The organism is Bradyrhizobium sp. cir1 (assembly GCF_014198245.1).
Lineage (GTDB): Bacteria > Pseudomonadota > Alphaproteobacteria > Rhizobiales > Xanthobacteraceae > Bradyrhizobium.
Genome location: NZ_JACIHE010000027.1, coordinates 26,755 through 51,493, shown reverse-complemented (window position 1 = coordinate 51,493; position 24,739 = coordinate 26,755). Strand labels below are relative to the sequence as shown.

General features: G+C 65.1%; 21 protein-coding genes. 16 read left to right on the top strand and 5 right to left on the bottom strand.

Translation table 11 applies throughout. From position 1 onward, the window contains the following. Window positions 1-54: 54 nt before the first annotated feature. Together GGD63_RS34120 and GGD63_RS34115 are read left to right on the top strand one after the other, a co-directional pair. The gene (locus tag GGD63_RS34120; protein ID WP_183248784.1) at window positions 55-402 is read left to right on the top strand and encodes a RidA family protein; all 348 of its coding nucleotides are present in this window, start codon (window positions 55-57) and stop codon (window positions 400-402) included. A gap of 171 nt (window positions 403-573) precedes the next feature. Continuing rightward, on the top strand, window positions 574-2,187 hold the full coding sequence (locus tag GGD63_RS34115) for an ABC-F family ATP-binding cassette domain-containing protein (RefSeq protein ID WP_183248781.1): 1,614 nt from the start codon (window positions 574-576) through the stop codon (window positions 2,185-2,187). A 171-nt stretch (window positions 2,188-2,358) separates the two neighbouring features. Here the strand turns inward: GGD63_RS34115 and GGD63_RS34110 are convergent, their stop codons facing one another. Next, the gene (locus GGD63_RS34110) at window positions 2,359-3,687 is read right to left on the bottom strand and encodes a dicarboxylate/amino acid:cation symporter (protein ID WP_183248779.1); all 1,329 of its coding nucleotides are present in this window, start codon (window positions 3,685-3,687) and stop codon (window positions 2,359-2,361) included. A 125-nt stretch (window positions 3,688-3,812) separates the two neighbouring features. Between GGD63_RS34110 and GGD63_RS34105 the strand changes: the two genes are divergently transcribed. From GGD63_RS34105 to GGD63_RS34095, 3 genes are all read left to right on the top strand, one after another. Further along, window positions 3,813-5,132 (top strand): solute carrier family 23 protein, encoded by a 1,320-nt coding sequence (locus GGD63_RS34105; protein WP_183248777.1) that lies wholly within the window; start codon window positions 3,813-3,815, stop codon window positions 5,130-5,132. Window positions 5,133-5,205: 73 nt separating this feature from the next. Beyond that, entirely contained in the window at window positions 5,206-6,042 is an 837-nt protein-coding gene (locus GGD63_RS34100) for an SDR family oxidoreductase (protein WP_183248775.1), read from the top strand. Between the two features lie 46 nt (window positions 6,043-6,088). Continuing rightward, complete coding sequence (locus GGD63_RS34095; RefSeq protein ID WP_183248772.1) at window positions 6,089-6,895, top strand: NAD-dependent protein deacetylase; 807 nt, start codon at window positions 6,089-6,091, stop codon at window positions 6,893-6,895. Window positions 6,896-6,905: 10 nt separating this feature from the next. Here GGD63_RS34095 and GGD63_RS34090 read toward each other — a convergent pair whose 3' ends face one another. Beyond that, on the bottom strand, window positions 6,906-7,541 hold the full coding sequence (locus GGD63_RS34090) for a TetR/AcrR family transcriptional regulator (protein ID WP_183248770.1): 636 nt from the start codon (window positions 7,539-7,541) through the stop codon (window positions 6,906-6,908). A 113-nt stretch (window positions 7,542-7,654) separates the two neighbouring features. Between GGD63_RS34090 and GGD63_RS34085 the strand changes: the two genes are divergently transcribed. From GGD63_RS34085 to GGD63_RS34040, 10 genes are all read left to right on the top strand, one after another. Further along, window positions 7,655-8,584 (top strand): NAD(P)H-binding protein, encoded by a 930-nt coding sequence (locus GGD63_RS34085; RefSeq protein ID WP_183248769.1) that lies wholly within the window; start codon window positions 7,655-7,657, stop codon window positions 8,582-8,584. A gap of 126 nt (window positions 8,585-8,710) precedes the next feature. Beyond that, entirely contained in the window at window positions 8,711-9,715 is a 1,005-nt protein-coding gene (locus tag GGD63_RS34080) for an alpha/beta fold hydrolase (RefSeq protein WP_183248767.1), read from the top strand. Window positions 9,716-9,953: 238 nt separating this feature from the next. Further along, on the top strand, window positions 9,954-12,038 hold the full coding sequence (locus GGD63_RS34075; RefSeq protein WP_183248765.1) for a hydantoinase/oxoprolinase family protein: 2,085 nt from the start codon (window positions 9,954-9,956) through the stop codon (window positions 12,036-12,038). A gap of 2 nt (window positions 12,039-12,040) precedes the next feature. Then, window positions 12,041-13,699 (top strand): hydantoinase B/oxoprolinase family protein, encoded by a 1,659-nt coding sequence (locus GGD63_RS34070; RefSeq protein WP_183248763.1) that lies wholly within the window; start codon window positions 12,041-12,043, stop codon window positions 13,697-13,699. A gap of 36 nt (window positions 13,700-13,735) precedes the next feature. Then, a complete protein-coding gene (locus GGD63_RS34065; protein ID WP_183248761.1) occupies window positions 13,736-14,737 on the top strand; it encodes a TRAP transporter substrate-binding protein in 1,002 nt (333 codons plus the stop codon). A 10-nt stretch (window positions 14,738-14,747) separates the two neighbouring features. Beyond that, window positions 14,748-15,341, top strand: coding sequence for a TRAP transporter small permease subunit (locus GGD63_RS34060; RefSeq protein WP_183248759.1), 594 nt, complete (start codon window positions 14,748-14,750; stop codon window positions 15,339-15,341). 31 nt (window positions 15,342-15,372) lie between these two features. Beyond that, window positions 15,373-16,677, top strand: a complete 1,305-nt coding sequence (locus GGD63_RS34055; protein ID WP_183248757.1) for a TRAP transporter large permease — start codon at window positions 15,373-15,375, stop codon at window positions 16,675-16,677. A 310-nt stretch (window positions 16,678-16,987) separates the two neighbouring features. Continuing rightward, on the top strand, window positions 16,988-18,706 hold the full coding sequence (locus GGD63_RS34050; protein WP_183248755.1) for a PQQ-binding-like beta-propeller repeat protein: 1,719 nt from the start codon (window positions 16,988-16,990) through the stop codon (window positions 18,704-18,706). Window positions 18,707-18,807: 101 nt separating this feature from the next. Further along, complete coding sequence (locus GGD63_RS34045) at window positions 18,808-19,134, top strand: cytochrome c (protein ID WP_246785768.1); 327 nt, start codon at window positions 18,808-18,810, stop codon at window positions 19,132-19,134. Between the two features lie 51 nt (window positions 19,135-19,185). Next, window positions 19,186-19,953: an ABC transporter substrate-binding protein gene (locus GGD63_RS34040; protein WP_183248751.1), complete on the top strand. Its 768-nt coding sequence runs from the start codon at window positions 19,186-19,188 to the stop codon at window positions 19,951-19,953. An 83-nt stretch (window positions 19,954-20,036) separates the two neighbouring features. Here the strand turns inward: GGD63_RS34040 and GGD63_RS34035 are convergent, their stop codons facing one another. Continuing rightward, window positions 20,037-20,681, bottom strand: coding sequence for a glutathione binding-like protein (locus GGD63_RS34035; RefSeq protein WP_183248749.1), 645 nt, complete (start codon window positions 20,679-20,681; stop codon window positions 20,037-20,039). Window positions 20,682-20,787: 106 nt separating this feature from the next. Here GGD63_RS34035 and GGD63_RS34030 point away from each other — a divergent pair, with 106 nt between their 5' ends. Then, complete coding sequence (locus GGD63_RS34030; protein ID WP_183248747.1) at window positions 20,788-21,474, top strand: TetR/AcrR family transcriptional regulator; 687 nt, start codon at window positions 20,788-20,790, stop codon at window positions 21,472-21,474. A gap of 55 nt (window positions 21,475-21,529) precedes the next feature. Here the strand turns inward: GGD63_RS34030 and GGD63_RS34025 are convergent, their stop codons facing one another. After that, window positions 21,530-23,497, bottom strand: coding sequence for a methyl-accepting chemotaxis protein (locus tag GGD63_RS34025; protein WP_183248745.1), 1,968 nt, complete (start codon window positions 23,495-23,497; stop codon window positions 21,530-21,532). Window positions 23,498-23,681: 184 nt separating this feature from the next. Then, window positions 23,682-24,647 carry a glyoxylate/hydroxypyruvate reductase A gene (locus GGD63_RS34020; protein ID WP_183248743.1) on the bottom strand — a complete coding sequence of 322 codons (966 nt, stop codon included), beginning with the start codon at window positions 24,645-24,647 and terminating at the stop codon, window positions 23,682-23,684. Window positions 24,648-24,739: the final 92 nt, after the last annotated feature.

Here is a 24,739-nt window from a genome sequence, read left to right as displayed (position 1 = left end):
TGCGTAGCGGTTTTCCGAAAAGATCATGCTCAAACAAAGGAACAAGAGGACATCATGAGCATCACCCGCAGCATCCGCACGCCCATCATGCACCGCGCGGTCGAAGCCAACGGCTTCGTCTTCGTCGGCGGCACCATCGCCGACGACACCTCGGTCTCGATGGGCGATCAGACCCGCAACATCCTCGGCAAGATCGCCGGCTATCTGAAGGAGGCCGGCACCGACAAGAGCCGCGTCGTCAGCGCCTCGATCTTCGTCACGGATCTCTCCAGGAAGAAGGAGATGGATGCGGCCTGGACCGAGTTCTTCGGCGAGAATCTGCCGACCCGCGCCACCGTCGGCGTCGCCGATCTCGGCGGCGGCGCGCTGATCGAGGTGGTGGTCACCGCGCTCAAGGGCTGATGGCGGATGGCGATGAAGGACGACAGCGCCTCTCGCGCTGTCGTCTCCTCGCGACGCGCCTTGATCTTGCCCTTCGATGGGACTACTTAGAGGGTTCCTCATTCAGGATATTCGCAGCCATGGATTTTACCCCGACCGCAACGCTCATCCGCCTTGCCCCCGGGGAATTCCATGCCTGCTTCAATCATTTTGTCGAACCTGTCGCTGTCCACGCCTGACGGCCGTCCTCTTCTTTCCAATATCGATCTGACATTCGCGTCCGAGCGCACCGGTCTCGTCGGCCGTAACGGCATCGGGAAGACGACGTTGCTTGCGTCCATTCTAGGGGAACACGCCCCCCGATCCGGACGCGTTCTGATCAACGGCACCATCGGCCTGCTGCGCCAGGACGTGCAGGTGCTCGTGGGCGCGACCGTGGCCGATCTGTTCGGTGTGCGGCAGGCGCTGGAGTTGCTGCGCCGTGCCGAGCGCGGCGATGCCTCAGCCGACGAGATCGCTGCGATCGACTGGACGCTCGAAGCGCGACTGGAGGCGGCGCTGGCGGGCGTCGGGTTCGATCTTGCTCCCGATACGGAGCTCTCCTGCCTGTCCGGCGGCCAGATCACGCGGGTTCGCCTTGCCGCGCTGGTGTTCGCCGAGCCCGACTTCCTCCTGCTGGACGAGCCCACCAACAATCTCGACCGGGACGGACGCAGGGCCGTGACCGATCTCCTCGCCGCCTGGCGCGGCGGGGCGATCCTGGTCAGCCACGATCGGGATCTGCTCGATACGATGGATGCGATCGTCGAGCTGACGTCGCTCGGCGCCATCAGATACGGCGGCAACTGGAGCAGTTTTCGCGCACAGAAGGCCGTCGAGCTCGCGGCCGTGAGGCACGATCTCGCGCATGCCGAGAGGCGCCTGTCCGAGATCGACGGCAGGGCGCAGGCGACCGCGGAGAGGAAAGCGCGCAAGGACAGTGGCGGCCGGAAGAAGCGTGCGAAGGGCGACATGCCGCGCATCCTCGCCGGCGCGCGCAAGGTTCGCAGCGAGGATACCGGCGGCAAGGCCGCATTGATTGCCGCGCGGCGGCGTGCGGAGGCACTCGAGGCCCTCGACACGGCGCGCCGGCGCGTCGAGATTCTCCAGCCGCTGTCGGTCAAGCTGCCCGCGACTGGCCTGCCGGCGGGCAGGGAGGTGCTTTCGCTCGACCGGATCAGCGCCGGCTATCGGCCGGAACGGCCGGTCCTGCGCGATTTTTCGCTTACGATCGTCGGACCGGAACGGGTCGCGCTGGTCGGCCCGAACGGCTCCGGCAAGACGACGCTGCTAAGACTCATCGCCGGCGAGTTGCGCCCCTTCTCAGGTATCGTGAGGGTCAGACCGGACTTCGCGTTGTTCGACCAGAAGGTCAGCCTGCTCGATCCCGCGATCTCCATCCTGGAGAATTTTGGGCGTCTCAATCCGAAGGCGGGTGCGAATGAATGCCATGCCGCGCTGGCGCGGTTCATGTTTCGCGCCGATGCTGCCTTGCAAGAAGTCGGATATCTCAGCGGCGGGCAGATGTTTCGCGCCGGCCTTGCCTGTGTGCTGGGCGGGCCAGCGCCGCCGTCTCTGCTGATCCTGGACGAGCCGACCAACCATCTGGACATCGAGTCCATCGAGGCCGTTGAATCAGGCTTGAGAGCTTATGACGGTGCGTTGCTTGTCGTCAGTCATGACGATGCATTCCTGCAGGAGATCGGGATTACGCGGCGGATTGATCTGGCCGCCAGGATCCAGCGCGACGATGGCGGGATCGTTTGATCCCGCCTCTCGATCCTGGCGCGTTAGTGATTTTCAAAAACCCGACGCCCTGCCCCCAGCGCGTCGGGTGGAATGAATGAGTATCAATCAGTGATCCCAACGCCGCTGTTGTGACTCGTGCCGCGCCAAATTTCTACTCCGGGAAACTACCGCGTCGGAGCGCGCGTGGGCTCACGCGCCGCCGCTCGGCTCCAGCGCCTCACCGATCTCCAGCGGATGCGCCATGGTCTCGTGCAGCGCGTCGCGGTCGAGCTCGCCTTCGGAGATGCTGATGACGACGCAGGCGACACCATTGCCGATCAGATTCGTCAGCGCGCGGCATTCGCTCATGAACTTGTCGATGCCGACCAGGATCGCGATCGACTGGATCGGGATGTCAGGGACGATCGAGAGCGTCGCGGCGAGCGTGATGAAGCCGGCGCCGGTCACGCCTGAGGCGCCCTTCGAGGTGATCATGGCGATGCCCAAAATGCCGAGCTCCTGCCAGATGGTGAGATGGGTGTTGGTTGCCTGCGCCAGGAACAGCGTCGCCAGCGTCATGTAGATGTTGGTGCCGTCGAGATTGAAGCTGTAGCCGGTCGGAATCACGAGGCCGACCACCGAGCGCGAGGCGCCGAGATGCTCCATCTTCTGGATCATCTGCGGCAGCACCGTCTCCGACGATGAGGTGCCGAGCACGATCAGGAGCTCGTCCTTGATGTAAGCGATGAAGCGCAGGATCGAGAAGCCGGCGAGCCGGGCGATCGCACCCAGCACGATCAGCACGAACAGGATGCTGGTGAGATAGAACGTGCCGATCAGGGCGGCGAGATTGAGCAGCGAGCCGAGGCCATAGGCGCCGACGGTGAACGCCATCGCGCCGAAGGCACCGATCGGCGCGACGCGTACGATGATGCGGATGATGCCGAAGAACATCTTCGCCGCCTTGTCGATCGCGTCCGCAATGGGCTCACCGGCCTTGCCGAGAAAGGCGATGGCGAAGCCGGACAGGATCGAGATCAGCAGCACCTGGAGCAGGTCGCCGCGCGCAATCGCGCCAACATAGCTGTCGGGAATGATCGCCATCAGATGGGCGACGATGCCTTCTTCCTTGGCCTTGGTGACGTAGGTCGCGACCGACTTCGGATCGATCGTGGCCGGATCGATGTTGAAGCCGTGTCCGGGCTGAAGAATCTCGCCGACCAGCAGCCCGACCGCGAGCGCGACGGTCGAGACCGTCTCGAAATAGATCAGCGACTTCAGCCCGACCCGGCCGACCCGCTTGAGATCGCCCATCGAGGAGATGCCGTGCACCACGGTGCAGAAGATCACCGGCGCGATCATCATCTTGATCAGCGCGATGAAGCCGTCGCCGAGCGGCTTCAAGGCCTTGCCGAGATCGGGATAGAAGTAGCCGATGAGCACGCCGAGCACGATCGCGATCAGTACCTGGACGTAAAGGATCTTGTACCAGGGCTGGTGCCGGCGGTGGACGGCTGGCTGAATCGCAATCTGTGTCATAAAGTGAGCCCGGGAACGTATTGATCTTGCATGATTTGCATCATGTGATGGACGCCGCAGAAGCGACAATCACATTTTTGTCGGATCGCACGAACATCGAGCGCTGCACCGCAATCGGGGGGAACATGACGATCGCAACAGGCTCGGACGAGCAGGCGCGCGGCTATTTTCCGCGTTGGACACTCAAGACCTCGGGCGTGATCATGCCGGAGGAGCGGCTGTCATGGGGCCAGACCGTCGTCTCCGGTCTTCAGCATTGCGTCGCGATGTCCGGCTCGACGATCATCGCGCCGCTGTTGATGGGATTCGATCCCAATGTCGCGGTCCTGTTCTCCGGCGTCGGCACGCTGATCTTCTTCGTCATCGTCGCCGGACGCGTGCCGAGCTATCTCGGCTCGAGCTTCGCCTTCATCGCCGTCGTCATCGCCGCAACTGGCTATGCCGGGCAGGGACCGAACCCGAACCTGTCGGTTGCGCTCGGCGGCATCGTTGGCGCCGGGGTGCTGTACGGCCTGATCTCGCTGATCGTGATGTGGTCCGGCGTTGGCTGGATCGAGAGGCTGCTGCCGCCGGCGGTCACCGGTGCCGTCGTCGCCGCGATCGGCCTCAACCTCGCGCCCGTGGCGGTCAAGGCCGTGAGCGCCAACGCGTTCGACACCTGGATCGGGCTTGCGACCGTCCTGATCATCGGCGTGGTTGCCGTTGCTGCGCCGGGGCTATGGCGCCGCCTGCCGATCATCCTCGGCGCGATCGGCGGATATCTCCTGTACCTGCTGTTCGCGAACGGCCTCGGCTTCGGCAAGCCGGTCGACTTCGACCAGCTTTCGGCCGCGCCGTGGCTCGGCCTGCCGAAATTCACCACGCCGACCTTTCAGGCCGATGCAATCTTTCTGATCGCACCGGTTGCGGTCATTCTCGTCGCCGAGAATCTCGGGCACATCAAGGCCGTCGGCGCGATGACAGGCCGCAGCCTCGATGCCTATCTCGGCCGCGCCCTGTTCGCCGACAGCCTCGCGACGATCGTCGCGGCCTGCGGCGGCGGCACTGGCGTCACCACCTATGCCGAGAACATCGGCGTCATGGCGGCAACGAAAGTCTATTCGACCCTGCTGTTTGCGTTCGCAGCCACGGTGTCGATCCTGCTCGGCTTCTCGCCGAAATTCGGCGCGCTGATCCTGTCGATCCCAGGTCCCGTCATCGGCGGCCTCTCGATCGTGCTGTTCGGATTGATCGCCGCGATGGCGGGCCGGATCTGGGTCGAGAACAAGGTCGACTTCGCGAATCCTGCGAACCTCATCACCGTCGCCGTGGCGCTGACCGCGGGCGCGGGCGACCTCACGCTCAAATTCGGAGCATTCACGATCGGCGGCATCGGCACCGCGACCTTCGGCGCCATCATCCTGTATCAGATCCTGACCTCGCCGCTGGCGCGGCGCGCGGAGTGAATCCCAGCAATGCGCCGAAGGGATGGAACAAAACGCCGGTTCCATCCATGATGATGCATCCCGGAGAGAACACATGCCGCAAACCGAACGCTCGACCTCCTTTCCCTCGCGCCTCGTCGGCCAATACGCGCTGGTGACAGGCGCTTCGCAAGGCATCGGCCGCGCCGTCGCCATCCGGCTGGCGCAGGAAGGCGCGACTGTCGCCATCAACTATTTCGATCACGCTGGAAAGGCCGAGGAGACACTCGCCCTTGCACGAACCGCATCGAGCGACCGTGGCCACAGCGGGCTCGATCACATCATCGTCAAGGCCGATGTCGGCAATGAGCAGGAGATCGCCGCGATGTTCGAGACGATTCTTGCGCGCTTCAAGCGTCTCGACTGCCTCGTCAACAATGCCGGCTTCCAGCGGGAATCGCCGAGCGATGCGCTCGATGTCGAAACCTATCGCCGCATCATCGACGTCAATCTGAACGGCGCCGTCCTCTGTGCCCAGAAAGCGCTGGCGCACTTCGTCGCGCGCGGCGGAGGCGGCAGCATCATCAACTGCTCAAGCGTCCATCAGAGTATCCCGAAGCCCGGCTATCTCGCTTATTCCATCAGCAAGAGTGGTATGGCCGGTCTGACTCGCACGCTGGCGCTCGAATTCGCGCGGCACGGCATCCGCGTCAATGCGGTCGGTCCCGGTGCGATCGACACGCCGATCAACGCGGCCTGGACCGGCGATCCCGACAAGCGCGGTGTCGTCACCAGCCACATTCCTATGGGCCGTGTCGGCACGCCGGAGGAGATCGCCGCCGTGTTCGCCTTCCTGGCATCGGATGATGCCAGCTACATCACCGGGCAGACCATCTACGCCTGCGGAGGTGTGACGCTGTTTCCGGAGTTTCGCGAGAACTGGGCAAGCTAGAGGGGTGATCTGGCAAAACTCGCCCGCGCAGACTACATCATGCGCCATGACAAGCCACCCGCTCCAGGATTTCGTCGGCCGGCACGAAAAGCTGTTCGTGCTGACCGGCGCCGGTTGCAGCACCAATTCAGGCATTCCCGACTATCGCGACAGCCAGGGCAACTGGAAGCGGACCCAGCCGGTCAATTTCCAGGCCTTCATGTCGGATGCGCCTACGCGCCAGCGCTATTGGGCTCGCAGCCTGATCGGCTGGCGGCGGTTCGGTCAGGCGAAGCCGAATGATGCGCACCGTGCGCTGGCCCGGCTCGAAGCGGGCGGCCGCTGCGAGATGCTGCTGACCCAGAACGTCGACCGGCTGCATCAATCCGCCGGCCACCGGCAGGTGATCGATCTGCATGGCCGGCTCGATCTCGTCCGCTGCATGGGCTGCGGGGCGAAGACCCCGCGGAGCGAATTCCAGGATAGGCTCGCCCGCGTGAACGCGGCGTGGCTGACGCTCGATGCCGCCGATGCGCCGGATGGCGACGCCGATCTGGAGCACGCGGAGTTCTCGTCGTTCAACGTGCCTCCTTGCGAAGCCTGCGGCGGCATCCTCAAGCCCGACGTGGTGTTCTTCGGCGAGAACGTGCCGCGCGACGTGGTCGCCACGGCGCAGGATCACCTGGCGCAGGCTGACGCCATGCTGATCGTCGGCTCGTCGTTGATGGTCTATTCCGGATTTCGCTTCGTGCAGGCGGCCGCGAAACGGCAGATTCCGATCGCCGCGGTCAATCTCGGACGCACCCGCGCCGACGATCTCCTGACACTGAAGGTCGAGGAGCGCTGCGAAGCGGCGCTTGCATTCCTGCTCTGAAGCAGGGCGGTTAGCCGGGCTTCGGATAGAGTCTCAAGAACGCCGTTGACGCCTCGCTCGCGCGCCGCGCGATCTCGCTGGTGCTTGGGCGATTGATGGCTTGCAACAGCAGACCCGTCATCAAGTCTCCCCACAACAGTCCCAGGAAGGTCTGGGTCATCGCATCGGGCTCACCGGCAAGGAGACCCGTCGATCTGGCGTTGGCCATGATTGTCCGGAGCGAGTCGCGGGTTGGCTTGCGGGCGATGCTGTCCAGCGCATGCGCGACCTTTGGTGCATTGACGGCTTCGGATACCGCCAGCCGGAACACGGCGACGACGACCGGGTCGGTTGTTTCCGTCAGAAGCTTCGTCCCGAACGCGCTGAGCACTTTCGCCAGCATCTCTCTGTCGTGGATCGCCGGCAGGTCTGCCGGAGCCTTGATCCGCTGAGCGCGCTCGGTGATGCAGGCGACCAGCATGGCCTCCTTGTTGCCGAACAGGGAGTAGAGCTCGCGCTTTGACACGCGTGCGCGCGTCGCGATCTCCAGGGTGCTGGTCTGCGCATAGCCGCCCTCCATGAACGCGGAAAGCGCTGCGCCCAGGATCCGCTTCCGGACTTCAAGGCCTTCAGCGTCTTCCCCGGGCGGCTCTGTCTTCGGACTCATGGACGCAATCTTCTCCTTGCTTCCCCTTGACTCGGTACCATGCGGTACCATATCGATCTTTGCGTGGTACCGTATCGTACCAGAAAGAAGTGAAACGGGAAAGGATCGAGACGATGACAGAGACAATCCTCGTGACCTCCGCGGCAGGGGGTACCCAAGGCCAGACCGGCCGGCACGTGTCCGAAATGCTGCTTCGCCGCGGTCATCACGTCCGTGCGTTCGTGCGTCAAATCGATAGCCGTTCCGATCGGCTGAAGTCGCTCGGCGCGGAGATATTCGTCGGCGATTTTCTCGACGTCCGCTCCGTTGAACAGGCAGCGAAAGGCGTCTCATCGATCTATTTTGCCTACCCGGTCCAGGATGGACTGGCGGAAGCAACCGCCGCGATGGCGTTCGCGGCGCGCCGGCATGGCGTTTCCCGGCTCGTCAATCTCGTGATGTACCAGTCGTCGATCGATGCGCCGACACCGCGCATGCGGCAGAACTATCTGTCCGAACAGGTCTTCGAATGGGCCGGCGGCGGGCCGCTGCATCTGCGGGCCACGGTGTTCTACGAGAACGTGGCGCGTCTTGTCGGCGCCAACCTGCCGGAACGCGGTGCCATCCGCCTGCCGCTCGGCGACGAAGGCACCATTCTGCCGTTGATCTCGGCCGAGGACGTGGCGCGGGTCGCCGTCGGTCTGCTCGCAGGTCCCGAGCAAGCTGCGGGATCCGCGTATCCCATCATCGGGAGCGTCAATTCCGTGGGCGACATCGTCCGAGCGTTCGCGCACGTCTTCGACAGGGACGTCCACTACGAAGAGATCAGCGACGAGGCGTGGCGCGACGAGGTTCACTCGCGCGGCTGGAACGCGCACGCGGTCGAGCATCTCTCCTCGCTCTGGAAGTCGCTGCGGTCCGCCCGGCTCTCGGCCGAGAACGCGCGTTTCGCCGTCACCGACACGATCGAGAAGATCGGCGGCGCTGAGCCGAAGACGTTCGAGCAATTTGTTCGCGAGCGGCAGTCCGAGTTGCTGGCGCCCGCCGGGAAGGCCACCGCCTGACCGGGAGGAATCCTCATGGACAGACGACGATTTCTGGCTGCGACCCTGGCCCCGCTCGCACTGCAAGCGGCGCCGCGCGCAGTGTCATCAAGCGCCTTTGCAGCGACTGCGGAACGGGATGAAAAGATGACCAGGACGACGCAACGAATCATCGAAGCCAACGGAATCCGCATCAACATTGCCGAACGGGGCGAAGGGCCGCTGGTCCTGCTGGTCCACGGTTTCCCCGAGACCTGGTACTCCTGGCGGCATCAGATCGAGGACCTTGCTGCCGCCGGATTCCGTGTCGTCGCGCCCGACATGCGCGGCTACGGCAAGAGCGACGCGCCGCAGGCGATCGACCAATATACGATCCTGCATCTCGTCGGCGACATGGTCGGCATTCTCGATGCGTTGGGTGCGCCGACCGCCGTCATTGTCGGTCACGACTGGGGCGCCAGCGTCGCCTGGCAGGCAGCGCTCACGCGGCCGGACCGCTTCAGGGCGATCGTAGCGCTCAGCGTGCCGTTCCGTCCGCGCGCCAAGGCCGTGCCGACCAGTCTGATGCCGCGCACCGAGACTGCGCAATTCTATCAGCTCTATTTCCAGGAGCCGGGTCCTGCGGACGCGGAACTTGGACGCGATCCGCGAGCGACTATTCGCAACATGTTGTTTGGCGCATCCGGCGATGGCGTGGCTGCGGCGCGCGCCGCGGCTGCTGCTGGTGGGCCTGCGCCGAATCTTGGGATGGTGCCGAAGGGCGGCGGCTTCCTGCAAGGGCCCGGCGCGCCGGCGACTCTGCCGTCCTGGATCAGCGAGAGCGACATCGATTATTACAGCGAGGAATTCAAGCGAACCGGCTTTCGTGGCGCGCTCAACTATTACCGCAACATCGATCGCAACTGGGAAATCACGGGCGCATTGGCCGGCCTGCAGGTGTCGATACCGGCACTGTACATCGCTGGAGATCGTGACTTCCTGCTTTCGTTCCCCGGAACGGACCAGTTGCTGGCAAACCAGAAGAATTTCGTTCCAGGCTTGCGCAAGATTCAGATGCTGCCCGGCTGCGGCCATTGGACCCAGCAGGAGCGGCCTGGCGAGGTGAGCGCCGCGCTCGTCGATTTCATCCGCGCGTTGCCAAACCGGTCATGACAGTGACGGACTGAAGTTTCGACGCACCCGTGCCGACGATCTCCTGACACTGAAGGTCGAGGAGCGCTGCGAAGCGGCGCTTGCATTCCTGCTCTGATCGCGCAGGCGGCGAACACGCCTTGCCTATTGCATAGGTGCCGCGCAGAATGGCTGGGCGCAGCATTGCCGGCATGCCTCATGGCACGGAAATTGCTGCGTTTTTGGACCCAGTCTTGACGATCAGCGCGGAGAATTTGGAATGCTTGAGGGAGCCGAGGTGCGGCTTGCCGTGGATATCGGTGGCACGTTCACCGACATCGTGCTGGACGTGGGTTTGGACCGCAAGACGCGCAAGGTGCTGACCACGCCGCAGCGCCCCGAGCAGGCGGTGCTGGACGGCATGCGCCTCATCCTCGCCGATGCTCGCGCCCATATCAGCGATATCGACGTCTTCATTCACGGCACGACGCTCGCGACCAACGCGATCATCGAGCGCCGCGGCGCCAGGACGGCGCTGATCGCGACCGACGGCTTTCGCGACGTGCTCGATATCGGCACCGAGAGCCGCTACGACCAGTACGATCTCACCATCGACAAGCCGAAGCCGCTGGCGCCGCGCAGCCTCCGCTTCACCGTGCCCGAGCGTATCGACGCCCATGGCGCCGTCCGCCTCCCGCTGGACGAAGCCTCGGTGCGCGCACTCGCGCCGAAATTGCGCGAGCTGGGCGTCGAGAGCGTCGCGATCGCCTTCCTGCACTCCTACGCGAATCCCGAACATGAGCGCCGCGCGGCCGCGATCATCGGTGAGGAGATGCCTGGCATTTCGGTGACGGTGTCGTCGGCCGTGTGTCCGGAGATCCGCGAATATGAGCGCACCTCCACGGCGGTTGCGAACGCCTATGTGCAACCCCTGATCGACGGCTATCTCGCCCGCATGGCCGATGCCCTGCAGGTCGAGCAGTTTCGCGGCGCGATCTACCTCGTCACGTCGGGCGGCGGCGTCACCTCGATCGAGACGGCGCGGCGCTTTCCGGTGCGTCTCGTCGAATCCGGTCCTGCGGGCGGGGCGATCTTCGCGGCGCAGATCGCGGCACGGTTAGGGGAGAGCAAGGTGCTCTCCTTCGACATGGGCGGCACCACGGCAAAGATCTGCCTGATCGAAAAATACCAGCCGGAGACCTCGCGCGTGTTCGAGGTCGATCGCGCCGCGCGCTTCCTCAAGGGCTCCGGCCTGCCGGTGCGTATCCCCGTGATCGAGATGGTCGAGATCGGCGCGGGCGGCGGCTCGATTGCCCATGTCGACGCGATGAAGCGCGTCACCGTCGGCCCGGAGAGCGCCTCGTCGGAGCCTGGCCCCGCCTGTTACGGTCGCGGCGGCCAGCGTCCGGCCGTGACAGATGCGGACGTCGCGCTCGGCATGATCGATCCCGATGCCTTTGCAGGCGGCACGATCAAGCTCGACCCGGAGCTGTCGAAACAGGCGCTGCTGCGCGATGTCGGTGAGGCACTCGGCCTGTCGGCGGAGACGGCGGCCTATGCCGTGCATGAGGTCGTCTGCGAGAACATGGCGAGCGCGGCGCGCGTGCATGCGGTCGAGCGCGGCGCCGTCGTCGGCCAGCACACGCTCATCGCCTTCGGCGGCGCTGCGCCGCTGCACGCGGCGCGCGTTGCCGAGAAGATCGGCGTCTCCCGCGTGATCGTGCCGTCGAATGCCGGCGTCGGCTCGGCGGTCGGATTCTTGGCGGCGCCCATCGCCTATGAGCTGGTGCGCAGCCGTCACGTCCGGCTCGACGATTTCGACACCAAGGCCGTCTCCGATCTCTTGCAGGAGATGGCGACCGAGGCGCGTGCGCTGGTCGAGCCCGGTGCTGCCGGCGCGCCGGTGCGCGAGCGCCGCGCGGCCTTCATGCGCTATGTCGGCCAGGGCCACGAGATCACCGTCGAGCTGCCGAACCGGCCGCTGACCTCAGCCGATCTCGCCGGCCTGCGCCAGAAGTTCGAGGCGGATTATTCCGCGATGTTCGAGCGTCCGATCCCGGGCGCGGCGATCGAGGTGTTGAGCTGGTCGGTGCTCGCCACCACCGAGGCGCGCAATCCGCCCGCCGTTGCGGCGGTCGCGCGCAAGCCCACGGCCAAGGCGTCTGGCAGCCGCAAATTCTTCGACGGCCGCGCAGGCGAGGTGATCGAGATCCCGCTCTATCGCCGTGAGGACATGGCGCCCGGGGCGACCATCGCCGGCCCGGCCGTGATCGCGGAAGACGAGACGTCCACTTTTGTCTCGACCAGTTTTGACGCGCATATCGACGGTGCCGGCAGCATCGTCATGGAACGAAAGGCGGCCTGATCATGAGCAAGGCAAATGGCGCGAGCCTGATCGACCTTCAGATCATGTGGCACCGGCTGATTGCCGTGGTCGAGGAGCAGGCGCAGGTGCTTTTGCGCACCGCGTTCAGCCCGATCGTGCGCGAATGCGGCGACCTCTCGGCCGGCGTGTTCGACCTCGGGGGCCGCATGCTGGCGCAGGCGGTGACCGGCACGCCCGGCCACGTCAACTCGATGGCGGAATCGGTCAAGCACTTCATCGACCACTTTCCGATCGAGACGATGAAGGAGGGCGATGCCTACATCACCAACGATCCCTGGATGGGCACCGGCCATCTCAACGACTTCGTCGTCACCACGCCCTGCTTCAAGGACGGCAAGCCGGTGGCGCTGTTCTCCTGCACCAGCCACCTCATGGACATCGGCGGCATCGGCTTCGGGCCTGACGCCACCGACGTGTTCATGGAGGGGCTCTACATCCCGATGCTGAAGCTGATCGACCAGGGCGTCGTCAACGAGACGCTGATGGCGATGATCCGCACCAACACGCGGCTGCCCATCGACACCGAGGGCGACACCTATTCGCTCGCCGGCTGCAACGACGTCGGCTGCGAGCGCCTGGCCGAGATGATGACCGAGTTCGGCATCGATACGCTCGACGAGCTCGGCGACTACATCTGCGACCGCTCGCGCGAGGCCGTGCTCGCCGAGATCGCCAAGCTGCCGAAGGGCAGTTGGCGCAACACCATGGTGGTCGACGGCTATGACGCGCCGGTGACGCTGGCGGCGACGCTGACGATCTCGGATACGGGCATTCACGTCGATTTCGACGGCACTTCGGTCGCGTCAAAATTCGGCATCAACGTGCCCCTGTCCTACACCACGGCCTACACCGTGTTCGGCCTCGGCTGCGTCGTCGCCTCGCAGATTCCCAACAATGCCGGCTCGCTCTCGCCACTGACGGTGTCGGCGCCCGCAGGCGCGATCCTCAATGCGCCGAAGCCGGCGCCGGTGGCCTCGCGCCACATCATCGGCCAGATGCTGCCCGACGTCGTGTTCGGCTGCCTGCGCCAGATCATTCCCGAGCGCGTTCCGGCGGAAGGCACGTCCTGCCTCTGGAATCTCAACGTGCGCGGCCAGACCCGCTCGGGCGTTGGCGGCAATTACGGGTTCTCGATGGCGGTGACCTCCAATGGCGGCACCGGCGCGCGCTTCGGCAAGGACGGATTGTCCGCGACCGCCTATCCCAGCGGCGTGCGCGGCACGCCGGTCGAGATCGCGGAGACGCAGACGCCGCTGATCTTCTGGCGCAAGGAGCTGCGTCCGGATTCCGGCGGAGCAGGGCGCACCCGCGGCGGCCTCGGTCAGATCATCGAGGTCGGCAGCGGCGTCGATGCGCCGTTCGACATTCTTGCGGCGTTCGACCGCATCGATCATCCGCCCCGTGGCCGCGATGGCGGCCAGAACGGCGAGGCCGGCTATGTCGGCCTCAAGTCCGGCAAGAAGCTGCGTGGCAAAGGTTTTCAGCAGGTGCCGCCGGACGACCGGCTGGTCGTGATGACGCCCGGCGGCGCCGGCATCGGCGATCCCAGGGAGCGCGATCGTGCGGCCGTCAACGACGACGTCGCGAGCGGTCTCGTGTCCTCGGACAATGCAGTTGCGGTTTATGGGTACGCGCGTTGATGCATCAGCGCGCCTGGTAACAAACGGAGGGGGTTCATGATCACGCGACGTAATTTCACTGCGGGCGCAGCGACGCTGCTGGCCGCTGGCCACATCTCCACCCGCGCACGGGCGGCGACGACAAGCTGGGACCTGTCGACGGTCTGGCCCGACGGCAACTTCCATACCCAGAACGCGATGGCCTTCGCGGAAGAGGTGAAGAAGCAGAGCGGCGGCTCCGTCGCCATCACCGTGAAGGCCGGCGGCCAGCTCGGCTTCAAGGGGCCCGAGCACCTGCGCGCCGTGCGCGACGGCCTCGTGCCGCTCGCCGACGTCCTCAACATCCAGCAGGTCGGCGACGAGCCCTTCATGGGCGTCGAGAGCATCCCCTTCCTGTGCGGCTCGATGGACGAGCTCAAGGTGCTGCACAAATATGTGCGGCCCGAATACGAGAAGGTCGCCGCGCGCAACAACCAGAAGATCCTCTACGTCGTGCCGTGGCCGACGCAGTATCTGCACCTCAAGGTCAAGGTCGCCGACGTCGAGGGTCTCAAGAACATCAAGATCCGCGTGCCCGACAAGAACGCCGTCGACATGCTGGCCGTGGTCGGCATGGCGCCGGTGATGATTCCCTGGGGCGAGACGATCCCGGCTTTGGCATCGGGCGCCGTCTCGGGCGTCTCCACCTCGGCTGTGTCGGGCGTCGACGGCAAGTTCTGGGAATTCCTGAAATACATCTACCCGACTAACCATGTCTGGTCGTCGCAGATGCTCACCGTCAATCTCGACTCCTGGAAGGCACTCAGCGCCGATCAACAGAAGCTCGTCTCTGATATCGCGGCGAAGATGGAGCCGGGCTTCTGGGCGAACTCGCTCAAGGCCGACGTCGACAGTCTCAACCGGCTCAAGGAAGGCGGCATGGAGGTGGTGCCGGTCTCGGAGGCCATGATCACGGACATCCGGGCCAAGACCGCGCCGCAGCTGGATGCCTTCCTCAAGCGCGTGCCGGCGGCCGACAAGCCGGTGCGGGCCTATCTCGCCGAAATGAAGCGCGGCTGAGGGCGGGATAGTGGTGAGCGTCTCGCCCGAAGCACCGCAGAGCCTCAATGCCGCGGCGCCCGCGCCGCTGCGCATCATCCTCGACGGCATCGACCGTCTCGGCCGGCTCGACGGCTGGATCGGCGGCGGCTGTCTCCTGATGCTGACGCTGCTGATGCTGTGCGAGGTCGCAACCCGCTTCCTGTCGAACTTCCTGCCGTTCTTCCCGCCGAGCATCTCGATCGCGTGGGAATACTCTTCTTACCTGATGGCGGCGTCCTTCACATTCGGCGCCGCCATGACCCTGCGCGTCGGCGGACACATCCGCGTCGTGTTGCTGCTGAAGAACGTGCCAGCGCCGGTGCAGCGCGCGCTCGAGACCCTCTCGGCGGCGGCCGGCTTCGCCTTCATGGCGTTCCTGACCTCGGCCATGGCGAAGTTCGCCTGGAGCGCGTTCGTGCGCGGCCAGGTCTCGACCTCGAGCGATACGCCGCTGTGGCTTCCGCAAGCCGTCGTCGCCTTCGGCATGCTGCTGCTCACGCTCCAGTTCCTGGCGCGTGCGATCCAGGCGGTGCTGGGCCTGCCGCTGGAGGATCACCGCATGAAGGCCTCGCCCGTCGAATGACTGCTTTGCCCGCATCCGGATTCAAGATCGCATGACCATCGAAGTCTTCGCCCTGTTCGCAATCCTGTTTGCGCTGCTGGCCTGCGGCCTGTGGATCGGCCTCACGCTTGCGCTCACCGCGACGCTGCTGCTCGCGATGTTCCGCTCGATCCCGCTCGACAAGCTGCTGCCGCAATATGCCTGGAACATCCTGACCACGCAGGAGCTGCTGGCGCTGCCGCTGTTCATCCTGATGGGCGAATTGCTGTTCCGCACCCGCCTGTCGCGCTCGCTGTTCCAGGGCCTGGCGCCTTGGGCCGGGCTCCTGCCGGGCCGCCTGCTGCATGTGAACGTGATCGGCTGCACCATCTTCGCGGCGATCTCGGGCTCGTCGGCCGCGACCACGCAGGTGATCGGCCGAATGTCGCTGAACGAGCTGCTGCGCCGCGGCTATTCGCGCGACATCGCGATCGGCTCGCTCGCCGGCGCCGGCACGCTCGGCTTCCTGATCCCGCCGTCCAACATCATGATCATCTACGGCGTGCTCGGCGATGTCTCGATCCTGAAGCTGTTCACGGCCGGCGTGCTGCCCGGCCTGCTGCTCGCCGCGACCTTCATGGGCTGGGTGATGCTGCACACCAGTCTCAATCCCGCGATGGTACCGGAGACGGAAGCAAAGCTCTCGCAGGTGCCGTGGGGCGAACGCTTCGCCGCACTGAAGGACCTCGCGCCGGCACTGTTCCTGATCGCCTGCGTGCTCGGCTCGATGTATGGCGGGCTCGCAACGCCCTCGGAAGCTGCGGCCGTCGGCGTGCTCGGCGCGGGCCTGGTTGCCTGGGCACAGGGCTCGATGTCGCAGCAGGTGATGCGCGACGTGCTGATCGGCTCGGTCGTGACCTGCTCGATGATCGCGCTGATCGTGCTTGGCGCCTCGATCCTCGGCAATGCGGCGGCGTTCCTCGGTATTCCTCAGGCCGTCGCCGCCTTCGTCAAGGGGCTTGGCCTGTCGCCGTTCATGCTGATCGTGGTGCTGGTCATCTTCTATCTGATCCTCGGCTGCTTCCTCGACGGCTTCTCGATGATCGTGATGACGCTGCCGATCGTGCTGCCGATCGTGAAGGGCGCCGGATTCGACGAGATCTGGTTCGGCATCTTCCTCGTGCTCGCCGTCGAGATGGCGCAGATCACCCCGCCGGTCGGCTTCAACCTGTTCGTGATCCAGGGCCTCACCGAAGACGGCCTCGGCTACATCGCGCGCGTCACGATGCCGTACCTGATGATCATGGTCGGCTTCGTGCTGCTGCTGACGCTGTGGCCGGGCATCGTCACGATCCTGCCGCGGGTGCTGTACGGATAGCCGTTTCGATCCGATGGAGATCGAACGGTCAGCGCTGCTGTCGTTTCAATTCGCTTCCCCGCGCCAATTCGCTCCGCTCGTGCATTCCGTCTTTGCACCTCCTGTGATCCGTCGTACGCTGTGCGCGCAGACGTGCGACAGCAATCACGGCAGTGAACGTGGCTTCCTTGGCGACATGCGCCGGGAGAGGGGGCATTTGTTGGCAGCTCATGTCCGGTGGAGGACAATCGACGCGTACTGAACTGCAAACATTCCTCGCAGCGGCGTTCACGAGACGCAATCAATAAACACCAAGCGGGAGGAAGTGCACATGAGGAAGCAGTGGCTCAACTCGGGCTTACCTGTTCTCGCCGTTGCAGCATTTGCGGCGTCGGCGGCGTTGGCCCAAACCGTGGATACGGCCCGGATCGAGGGCGCCGGCCAGAACGACTGGCTCACCTATCACGGTTCATACAAGTCCCATCATTACAGCCCGCTCGCGCAGATCAATGCGAACAACGTCGGCAATCTGGGCGTCGCCTGGATGCACGTTCCAGGACGATCGACGCGCGGCCTGCAGTCGATGCCGCTCGCGGCCGACGGCGTGCTGTACTACTCGGGTTCCTACAGCCGTGTCTTCGCGCTGAACGGCGCGACGGGCGAGGTCATCTGGTCGTTCTTTCCGGAGCTGGATGAGGCGCTCATCAGCCGGCAGACCCACTCTCCCTACAACCGCGGCGTAGCTCTCGGCGAAGGCAAGGTCTTCGTCGGCACGATGGATGGTCGTCTCTTCGGGCTCGATGCGAAGACCGGCAAGGTCCTCTGGGAGACCAGGCTGATCGATTCGCAGAAGCTCACGGTCGGCTTCACCGGCGCGCCGCTTTACGCGAAGGGCAGCGTGATTATCGGCTCGCAAGGCGGCGAATGGCCGGGCCGCGGCCCGATCTTCGCGGTCGATGCCACCACTGGAAAGAAGAAGTGGGAGTTCCTGACGGTCGCAGGCACCGATGAGGCCATGAAGACCTGGGCCAACGATTCCTGGCGCACCGGCGGCGGTGGCGGCTGGATGCCGGGCACCTACGATTCCGAGACCAACACCATCCTGTGGGGCACCGCGAACCCGGCGCCGCTCTACGACTGGTCGGGCCCCGACTACAAGACGCAAGGGGCGCGTCCCGGCGACAACCTCTATACGAGTTCGGTGATCGCTCTCGATATCGATACCGGCAAGCTGAAATCCTACCATCAGGAACTGCCGCACGATGCCTGGGACTTCGACAGCGCCGTCGGCGAGTTCGTGATGCTCGAGCGAGACGGCCAGAAATACGTGGTTCATCCGAACAAGGGCGGCTTCGTCTTCGTCTACGACCGCAATCTCGGCGTGAAGAACGTCTGGCGGTTGGTCGAGAACATCAACTTCGTCAAGGATATCGATCCCAAGACCGGCGCGTTGATCGGCCGTCGCGATTTCCCGGTCGGGAAGGTTACCGAACCGCCGCTGTGTCCGTTCATCGGCGGCGGCATCAGCTGGAATTCCGGCTCGTACAGCCCGAAGACCGGTCTCTACTACAAGATCGGCCAGGAATGGTGCATGACGCTCGATATACAGAAGACGACGCCGGTCACCGCGCCGCAGGTTCAGCTCAACATCGGCGCCGATTTCAAGATGGCGCCGCCTCCTGGCGGTGAGATCTACGGACACCTCGACGCGCGCGATCCCATCACGGGCGCGAAGAAATGGGAAGTTCGCTATCCCGAGCCGCCGCTCGGCAGCGTGCTGTCCACCGCCGGCAATCTCGTATTCGTGCCTGATTCCCGCGGCGTCCTTCACGCCTACGATGCCGAGACCGGGGCCGAGCTGTGGAAGCACAACAACGGCACCGGCCACCAGGGCGGCATCGTCAGCTACTCCGTTGGCGGCAAGCAATACATCGCCGTGACCGCAGGCTTCGGCGGCATGCTGGCGGACGAATATGCGCCGAACTTCGGCGGCGTCTACAAGAGCATGCCGCGTGACGACGGTGCCCTCGTCGTCTTCAGCCTGAAATAGTCTGCCGTAAACGCTCGTCGGGAAGCGGGCGCAAGCCCGCTCCCCGGTCGATCGAAGCGGCGGCGTGATTCAGGAATGGAGCGGACGTGTTGAGATTGCATTTGAAAACGATTCCGGCGGGGCTGGCCGCCTCGTTGCTGTGCGCCGTGATGGCTCAAGCACAATCCGCGACGCCGGCGCCCGAGAATGGGACGCTCGAGGTCGAGCAGGTGTTCGCGGGGACTTGCGGCTTTTGTCACTCCGACGGTGGCCGGGCAGCCGGCAAGGGGCCGCAACTGATGAACTCGCCGCGCGACGACGACTTCATTCGCGACCGCATCAAGCACGGCAAGCCGGGGGCGATGCCGGCATTCGACGGCGCCTTCACCGACGCCCAGATCGACCAGATCATCAAATACATCCGCGCCTTGAAACCGCGCGAGGGCTGAATCGCCAAGACCTGATCCATCAAGGCCCGACCATCCAGATGAGAACACGGAATGAAGGCATCCGCCCCGGCCATCGTCGCTGTCGCCATCGCTCTGTCGGGACCGGCGCCGGCGCGAACCCTGGACGCAATCCGTTCGAGCGGCGTGATCGGGCTGTGCGCGCATCCCAATTCGCTTCCCTTTGCGCACAAGGCCGGCGATCCGCCCGGCTTTCAGGTCGAGCTGGGCCAGCTGCTGGCACGCGAGCTCGGTGTCTCGCTCCGGCTCGACTGGATCATCACGCAGTATCAGATGCGCAGCGCCGGCTGTGACATTCTTCTGGACGTCATCGCCGACCGCGAAGCGCAGGGCGAAACCCGCTTGAGGATCTCGAAACCGTATTATCGCACGGGCGTCGCGCTCGCGGTGCCGTCATCCAGCACGCTCACCTCGTTCGGGAGCCTCAACGGGGCGACCAGGGTGGGCGTGCAGGTTGGATCGATCGCAGCCATGATCATCGGTCAACGACGCGTGCCGACGTCGACCTTCGGCTTCGAGAGCGACAGCCTGGAGGCGGTGTCGAACCATGAGATCGATGCCGCCGCTGTCACGCCCACCGCGGCGAGCTATTTCAATCTGACGCATCCGGACAAGCCGCTCCGGATCCTCGATCGCGACGAGAGCGTCGTCGATCTCAACTGGAACGTCGCCGTCGGCATGATCCGTCCGGACGATGCGTTGCGCGAAGCCATCGACGGCGCGGTGGAGCGGCTGCGACGCGACGGCACGATCGACCGGATCTACGGCCGCTACGGGATCGTGCTGCAGGCGCCGAGATAGTCGAGCTGCACGACGAAACGACGCCGTTCCGACCGAGCCCGGACGGCGTCGCTGCCGCGCGAAATACCGAGATGGCGTTGGCCTTACGCCGCCGCCTTCTTCCGCGCGAGCTCGGCCTTGTACAGCTCGAACTCCTCCGCGATCGCCTTTGCGACCGACGGCCGCTGACGCAAGCGCTCGTAATACGCCTTCAGGTTCGGCCATTTCGCGAGCTCGATCGGCGGCGTCGCCATGGTCCAGTTGATGACCGTAACGAGATAGGCATCGGCCACGCTGAAATGGTCGAGCAGGAAGTCGCGGCCTTTCAGGTAATTGTCGAGATAGTCGAGCCGCGACAGGTTCTTCTCCAGCACATAGGCCTTGGCTTCCTGCGGCGCCTTGCGGTCGAGCAAGGGGAGGAAGAGACCCTTGTGCAGCTCGGTGCCGATGAAGCACAGCCATTGATGCAGGCGCGTGCGGTCGATGCCCTGCGCGGCGCCGAGGCCGGATTGCGGAAAACGGTCCGCGACATATTGCAGGATCGCGGCGTTCTCGGTCAGCACCACGCCTTCGTCGGTGCGCAGCGTCGGCACGAGGCCGATCGGGTTGACGGTGCGGAAGTCGGAGCCGTCGTTCAGCACGGTCTTGGTCGGCGGATCGACTTCGAGATAATTCGCCTCGGCACCGGCTTCATACAGCGCGACGCGCGTCGCCATCGAACAGGCGAGCGGCGAGAAATAAAGATCCATCTGTAGCCTCCTTGGGCAATTCCTCTTTGGGTGTCGCTCAACCTGGCCAGATTGATTTTTGTACCATCTTGCATAATATATCCGTGGTCAAGGATTATTTTGCGAAATGGTACAAAAATCGAAGCCGCCAGTTGCTGCCAATCAGCCGGAGGGCCGCGGCGAACCCGAGCGCCGCAGCGAACCTAAGCGCCGCGGCCGTCCCCGCGCCTACGAGCCCGATGTCGCGCTCGGCAAGGCGCTCGATCTGTTCCGCAAGCAGGGCTTTGCGGCCACCTCGCTCGACGATCTCAGCGAAGCGACCGGCATGAACCGGCCGAGCCTCTACGGCGCCTTCGGCGACAAGCGCGAGCTCTACATCAAGAGCTATCAGCGCTATCGCGAGGAGGCCGCCGCTTCCATGGTCGAGATCTTTCGCCAGGAGATGCCGCTGCGCCAGCGGCTGGAGCGCATCTACGCGTCCGCGCTGGACATCTATCTCTCGGGCGATACCGGTCCGCGCGGCTGCTTTACGGTCGTGACCGCGGCCTCCGAGGCCGTCGGCGATCCCGAGATCCGCGCCATGGTGCTCGACGGCCTCACTGGCCTCGACAAGGCTTTTGCAAGCTGCTTCCGCCGCGCCAAGGAGAAAGGCGAGTTGCCGGAGAGCGCCGATCCAATCGCGCTGGCGCAGGTCGCCTCCGCCACCGTCCACACCATCGCCATCCGCTCGCGCGCGCGCGTCCCGCGCAAGGAGCTCGAGGCGATCGTGAAGGGCGCGATTGATGTGATGGTGGGGGCGGGCGCTAAGACCTAAGCTGTCGGGACGACAGTGAGTAAGTGGGGCACGCTATCTCCCCGACGTCGTCCCGCTACGCCGCGCGGATCTGCGCCAGGAAACGGTCGACCTCATCGCGCAGCCGCTGCGACTGCTTCGCCAGCTCGATCGCCGAACCCAGCACCTCCTCGGCGGCCGTGCCGGTGGCTGCGATGCCGTCGGTGACGCCCGCGATGTTCTGCGAGACCTCGCCGGTGCGGGCGGCGGCCTGCTGAACGTTCTGCGCGATCTCCTGCGTCGCCGTGCCCTGCTGCCCGACGGCGGCGGCAATCGCCGCGGAGATTTCGTCGACCTGCTGAATCGTCGTGCAGATCGACTGGATGCCGTCAACCGCGCCGGCCGTTTCGCCCTGCACGGCCGTGACCTGTGCGCCGATCTCCTCGGTCGCCTTCGCGGTCTGGGTCGCCAGTGCCTTCACTTCGGAGGCGACCACGGCAAAGCCGCGGCCGGCTTCGCCCGCGCGCGCCGCCTCGATCGTCGCATTGAGCGCGAGAAGATTGGTCTGTCCCGCAATGCCGTTGATGAAGGAGACGACGTCGCCGATCTTCTGCGCGGCGTCCGCGAGGCTTTGCACCCGCGCGTTCGACTGCCGTCCATCGCTGGCGGCCTTGCCGACCACCTCGGTCGCATGCGCCAGCCGCCGGCTGATCTCGGTCATCGATGACGACAATTCTTCCGCGGCCGCCGCCACCGTCTGCACGTTCTCCGAGGCCAGGGCCGAGGCCGACGAGACCGTGCGGGTCTGCTCACGCGACTGCGCGACAATGGCCGACATCGAGCGCGCGGTGTGCTCCATCTCGACCGCCGCGGCGGACACCGTGGTGACGACGTCGCGGATGCTGGCCTCGAAATTGTCGGCCAGCGCGGCAAAGGCGCGTCGCTTCTCCGCTTCGGACTGCGCCTTGGCTTCGAGCTGCTCGGCCTGGAGCTTGCCAAAGTTCACCGCATTGTCGCGGAACACCGCGACTGCCTTCACCATCGCGCCGACCTCGTCATTCGCCTTGCTGACCGGGACGTCAACATCGAGACGTCCGTCCGCGAGCTCGCGCATCACTGATGTGATCGACAGGATCGGCCGCGAGATGCTGCGGGCGATGAGATAGCCGACGATCGCGGCGAGGACGAGCCCCAGCGCGGCGATGCCGATCGAAAGCCACCAGGCGCGGTCGGCCGAGGCCTCGTAATCGGCATTGTCCATCACGAGCTCGACGGCGCCGAGCGGCTTGCCGGAAAAGTCCCTGATCGGTCCGAGCAGCGCGGCGACAGGCGTGGCATCGAGCCTGGCCTGTCGCACCGTGAACTCGCCGCCGGTGGCGCGGCCGTAATCGGCCGCGTCGAAGAAGCTCTTGCCCTTCAGCGTGCCGCCGAACAGCTTGAAGCCCGAGCCATCGGCGAGATGGAAGGCGACGTCCACGTGGCGGTTGGTCCTGAAGTCGTCGAAGAAGGGCTGGCCGAAGGTCAGGCCGAATTCGACGGTGCCGAGATGCTTGGTCCCTTGCGCGATCGGCACCACGCCGCGGATGCCGAGCCCCGCCACGCCGCCCTCGAGTCCGACCACGACCTTGCGGTCCTGGTTGGCGGTGACGACGGTCTTGCGGAAGCCGGAGAGGTCGTCGCCGAATTTCGCCGGCTGGTGCACGCGCAGGAAAGAGGCTGCCGGCGGCACGTGGAACTGGAACTGGTCGACGCCATAGTCGGTCTTGATGGCGGCGAACACCGGCCCAAACAGGCGCACCAGCGCCTCGCGGTCCTGCTTCGCCATCGCCTCCTGCGTCGCCGGCATTGCCGCCACCACGGCGCTCATCGCGGCGGCGCGATGCGATTCCTCGGCGATGCGCGATTGCAGGGCATCGTAGTGGCTGCGCAGCTCGCGCTGGTCGGCGCGGTCGATGATCCCCGCGATGATCCACATCGCGCCGAGCACCGCAATCAGCGCCGTCGCCGCCGCTGTCACCGCCAGCGCAACCGTGATCCGCATCCTGAGGCCGAGGCTTGCCCGCATGTCCGACTCGTTCTTTGAACGTTGGTTAAGAACGCCTATCAACTTCTCGCTAAGAGAGGGTGAACAGGATACCGGCGGAGCGCTGTGGTTGTGGGGGCGGGGTGGCTGCCCAAATACCAGTGTCGTCCCGGCGAAGGCCTGGCCTGCGCCGGGACGACACTGAGCGTGTAGAGCTAGCGGGGCCTCAATACCCCCTGACCCGATCCACCACGTTCTCCAGCGCGCCGCCCGCCTCGAATCTGGCGATCTGCTCGGCGACATAGGCCGAGATCGCCTCGGCGTCGGTGTCGGCGGCATTGTGCGGGGTCAGCAGCACCTTGGGATGAGTCCAGAACCGGCTGTCCTTCGGCTGCGGCTCCTGCACGAAGACGTCGAGCGAGGCGGCGCCGAGCGTGCCGTCGTCGAGGCAGGCGAGAATGTCGGCTTCGTTCTGCAGGCCGCCGCGGCCGGCATTGATCAGCACGGGTGCACCGAACGGGCCCTTGCGGTTGAGTTTTGCAAAAACGTCGCGGTTGAGGATGCCGTGCGTGTCCGGTGTCAGCGGCAATAATGACACCAGAATGTCGGTCTTGCGCAGGAACGCGTCCATGCCTGCAGTGCCATGGAAGCATTCGACGCCCTCGATCGTGCGTGGGCTGCGGCTCCAGCCGGTGACACGGAAGCCGAGCCGCCGCAGCACGTCGGCCGCATCGGCGCCGAGCGTACCCAGGCCCATCATGCCGACGGTGACGGCGCTTGCCGGCCACTGATATTTCGGCTCCCAGCGCTTGGCGCGCTGCGAGTCCCGCAGGTACAGCTCCTGGCGGTGGTGCATCAGAACGTGCAGCACGACATATTCGGTCATGCGGTTGGTGAGGTCGGGCACGGCGACGCGGACCAGCGGCACGTCGGGCAGGCTCTTGTCGGCCATCAGCGCATCGACGCCGGCGCCGAGATTGAAGATGGCCCGAAGATTGGGGAACGAGCCGAGATCGCCCGGCACCGGCTTCCACACCGCCGCATAGTGCACCTCGGCCGGATCGAGCCCCGCATCGGGCAGCAGCACCACGCGGCGGCCGCCGCAGACCGAATCGAACCGGGCCTTCCAGCGCTCCGGCAGCCAGTTCTGCTGCGTGCTGTTGATCAAGACGGCCAGTGTGCCCAGGGTCATTCGAAGTGCCTCATAAGGTTCCGCTTTTGAAGGCCCTCCTTGGCACGATCTGCCGGATTTTTCTTGCAAAATTTTTCCGCAGCCCTGTCGGA

Coding starts and splice junctions, on each gene's coding strand:
- GGD63_RS34055 (WP_183248757.1), top strand. CDS start 15,373: ATGACCATCGAAGTCTTCGCCCTGTTCGCAATCCTGTTTGCGCTGCTG.
- GGD63_RS34090 (WP_183248770.1), bottom strand. CDS start 7,541: ATGAGTCCGAAGACAGAGCCGCCCGGGGAAGACGCTGAAGGCCTTGAA.
- GGD63_RS34110 (WP_183248779.1), bottom strand. CDS start 3,687: ATGACACAGATTGCGATTCAGCCAGCCGTCCACCGCCGGCACCAGCCC.
- GGD63_RS34085 (WP_183248769.1), top strand. CDS start 7,655: ATGACAGAGACAATCCTCGTGACCTCCGCGGCAGGGGGTACCCAAGGC.
- GGD63_RS34080 (WP_183248767.1), top strand. CDS start 8,711: ATGACCAGGACGACGCAACGAATCATCGAAGCCAACGGAATCCGCATC.
- GGD63_RS34030 (WP_183248747.1), top strand. CDS start 20,788: ATGGTACAAAAATCGAAGCCGCCAGTTGCTGCCAATCAGCCGGAGGGC.
- GGD63_RS34100 (WP_183248775.1), top strand. CDS start 5,206: ATGCCGCAAACCGAACGCTCGACCTCCTTTCCCTCGCGCCTCGTCGGC.
- GGD63_RS34105 (WP_183248777.1), top strand. CDS start 3,813: ATGACGATCGCAACAGGCTCGGACGAGCAGGCGCGCGGCTATTTTCCG.
- GGD63_RS34035 (WP_183248749.1), bottom strand. CDS start 20,681: ATGGATCTTTATTTCTCGCCGCTCGCCTGTTCGATGGCGACGCGCGTC.
- GGD63_RS34115 (WP_183248781.1), top strand. CDS start 574: ATGCCTGCTTCAATCATTTTGTCGAACCTGTCGCTGTCCACGCCTGAC.
- GGD63_RS34065 (WP_183248761.1), top strand. CDS start 13,736: ATGATCACGCGACGTAATTTCACTGCGGGCGCAGCGACGCTGCTGGCC.
- GGD63_RS34025 (WP_183248745.1), bottom strand. CDS start 23,497: ATGCGGGCAAGCCTCGGCCTCAGGATGCGGATCACGGTTGCGCTGGCG.
- GGD63_RS34050 (WP_183248755.1), top strand. CDS start 16,988: ATGAGGAAGCAGTGGCTCAACTCGGGCTTACCTGTTCTCGCCGTTGCA.
- GGD63_RS34120 (WP_183248784.1), top strand. CDS start 55: ATGAGCATCACCCGCAGCATCCGCACGCCCATCATGCACCGCGCGGTC.
- GGD63_RS34020 (WP_183248743.1), bottom strand. CDS start 24,647: ATGACCCTGGGCACACTGGCCGTCTTGATCAACAGCACGCAGCAGAAC.
- GGD63_RS34095 (WP_183248772.1), top strand. CDS start 6,089: ATGACAAGCCACCCGCTCCAGGATTTCGTCGGCCGGCACGAAAAGCTG.
- GGD63_RS34075 (WP_183248765.1), top strand. CDS start 9,954: ATGCTTGAGGGAGCCGAGGTGCGGCTTGCCGTGGATATCGGTGGCACG.
- GGD63_RS34070 (WP_183248763.1), top strand. CDS start 12,041: ATGAGCAAGGCAAATGGCGCGAGCCTGATCGACCTTCAGATCATGTGG.
- GGD63_RS34040 (WP_183248751.1), top strand. CDS start 19,186: ATGAAGGCATCCGCCCCGGCCATCGTCGCTGTCGCCATCGCTCTGTCG.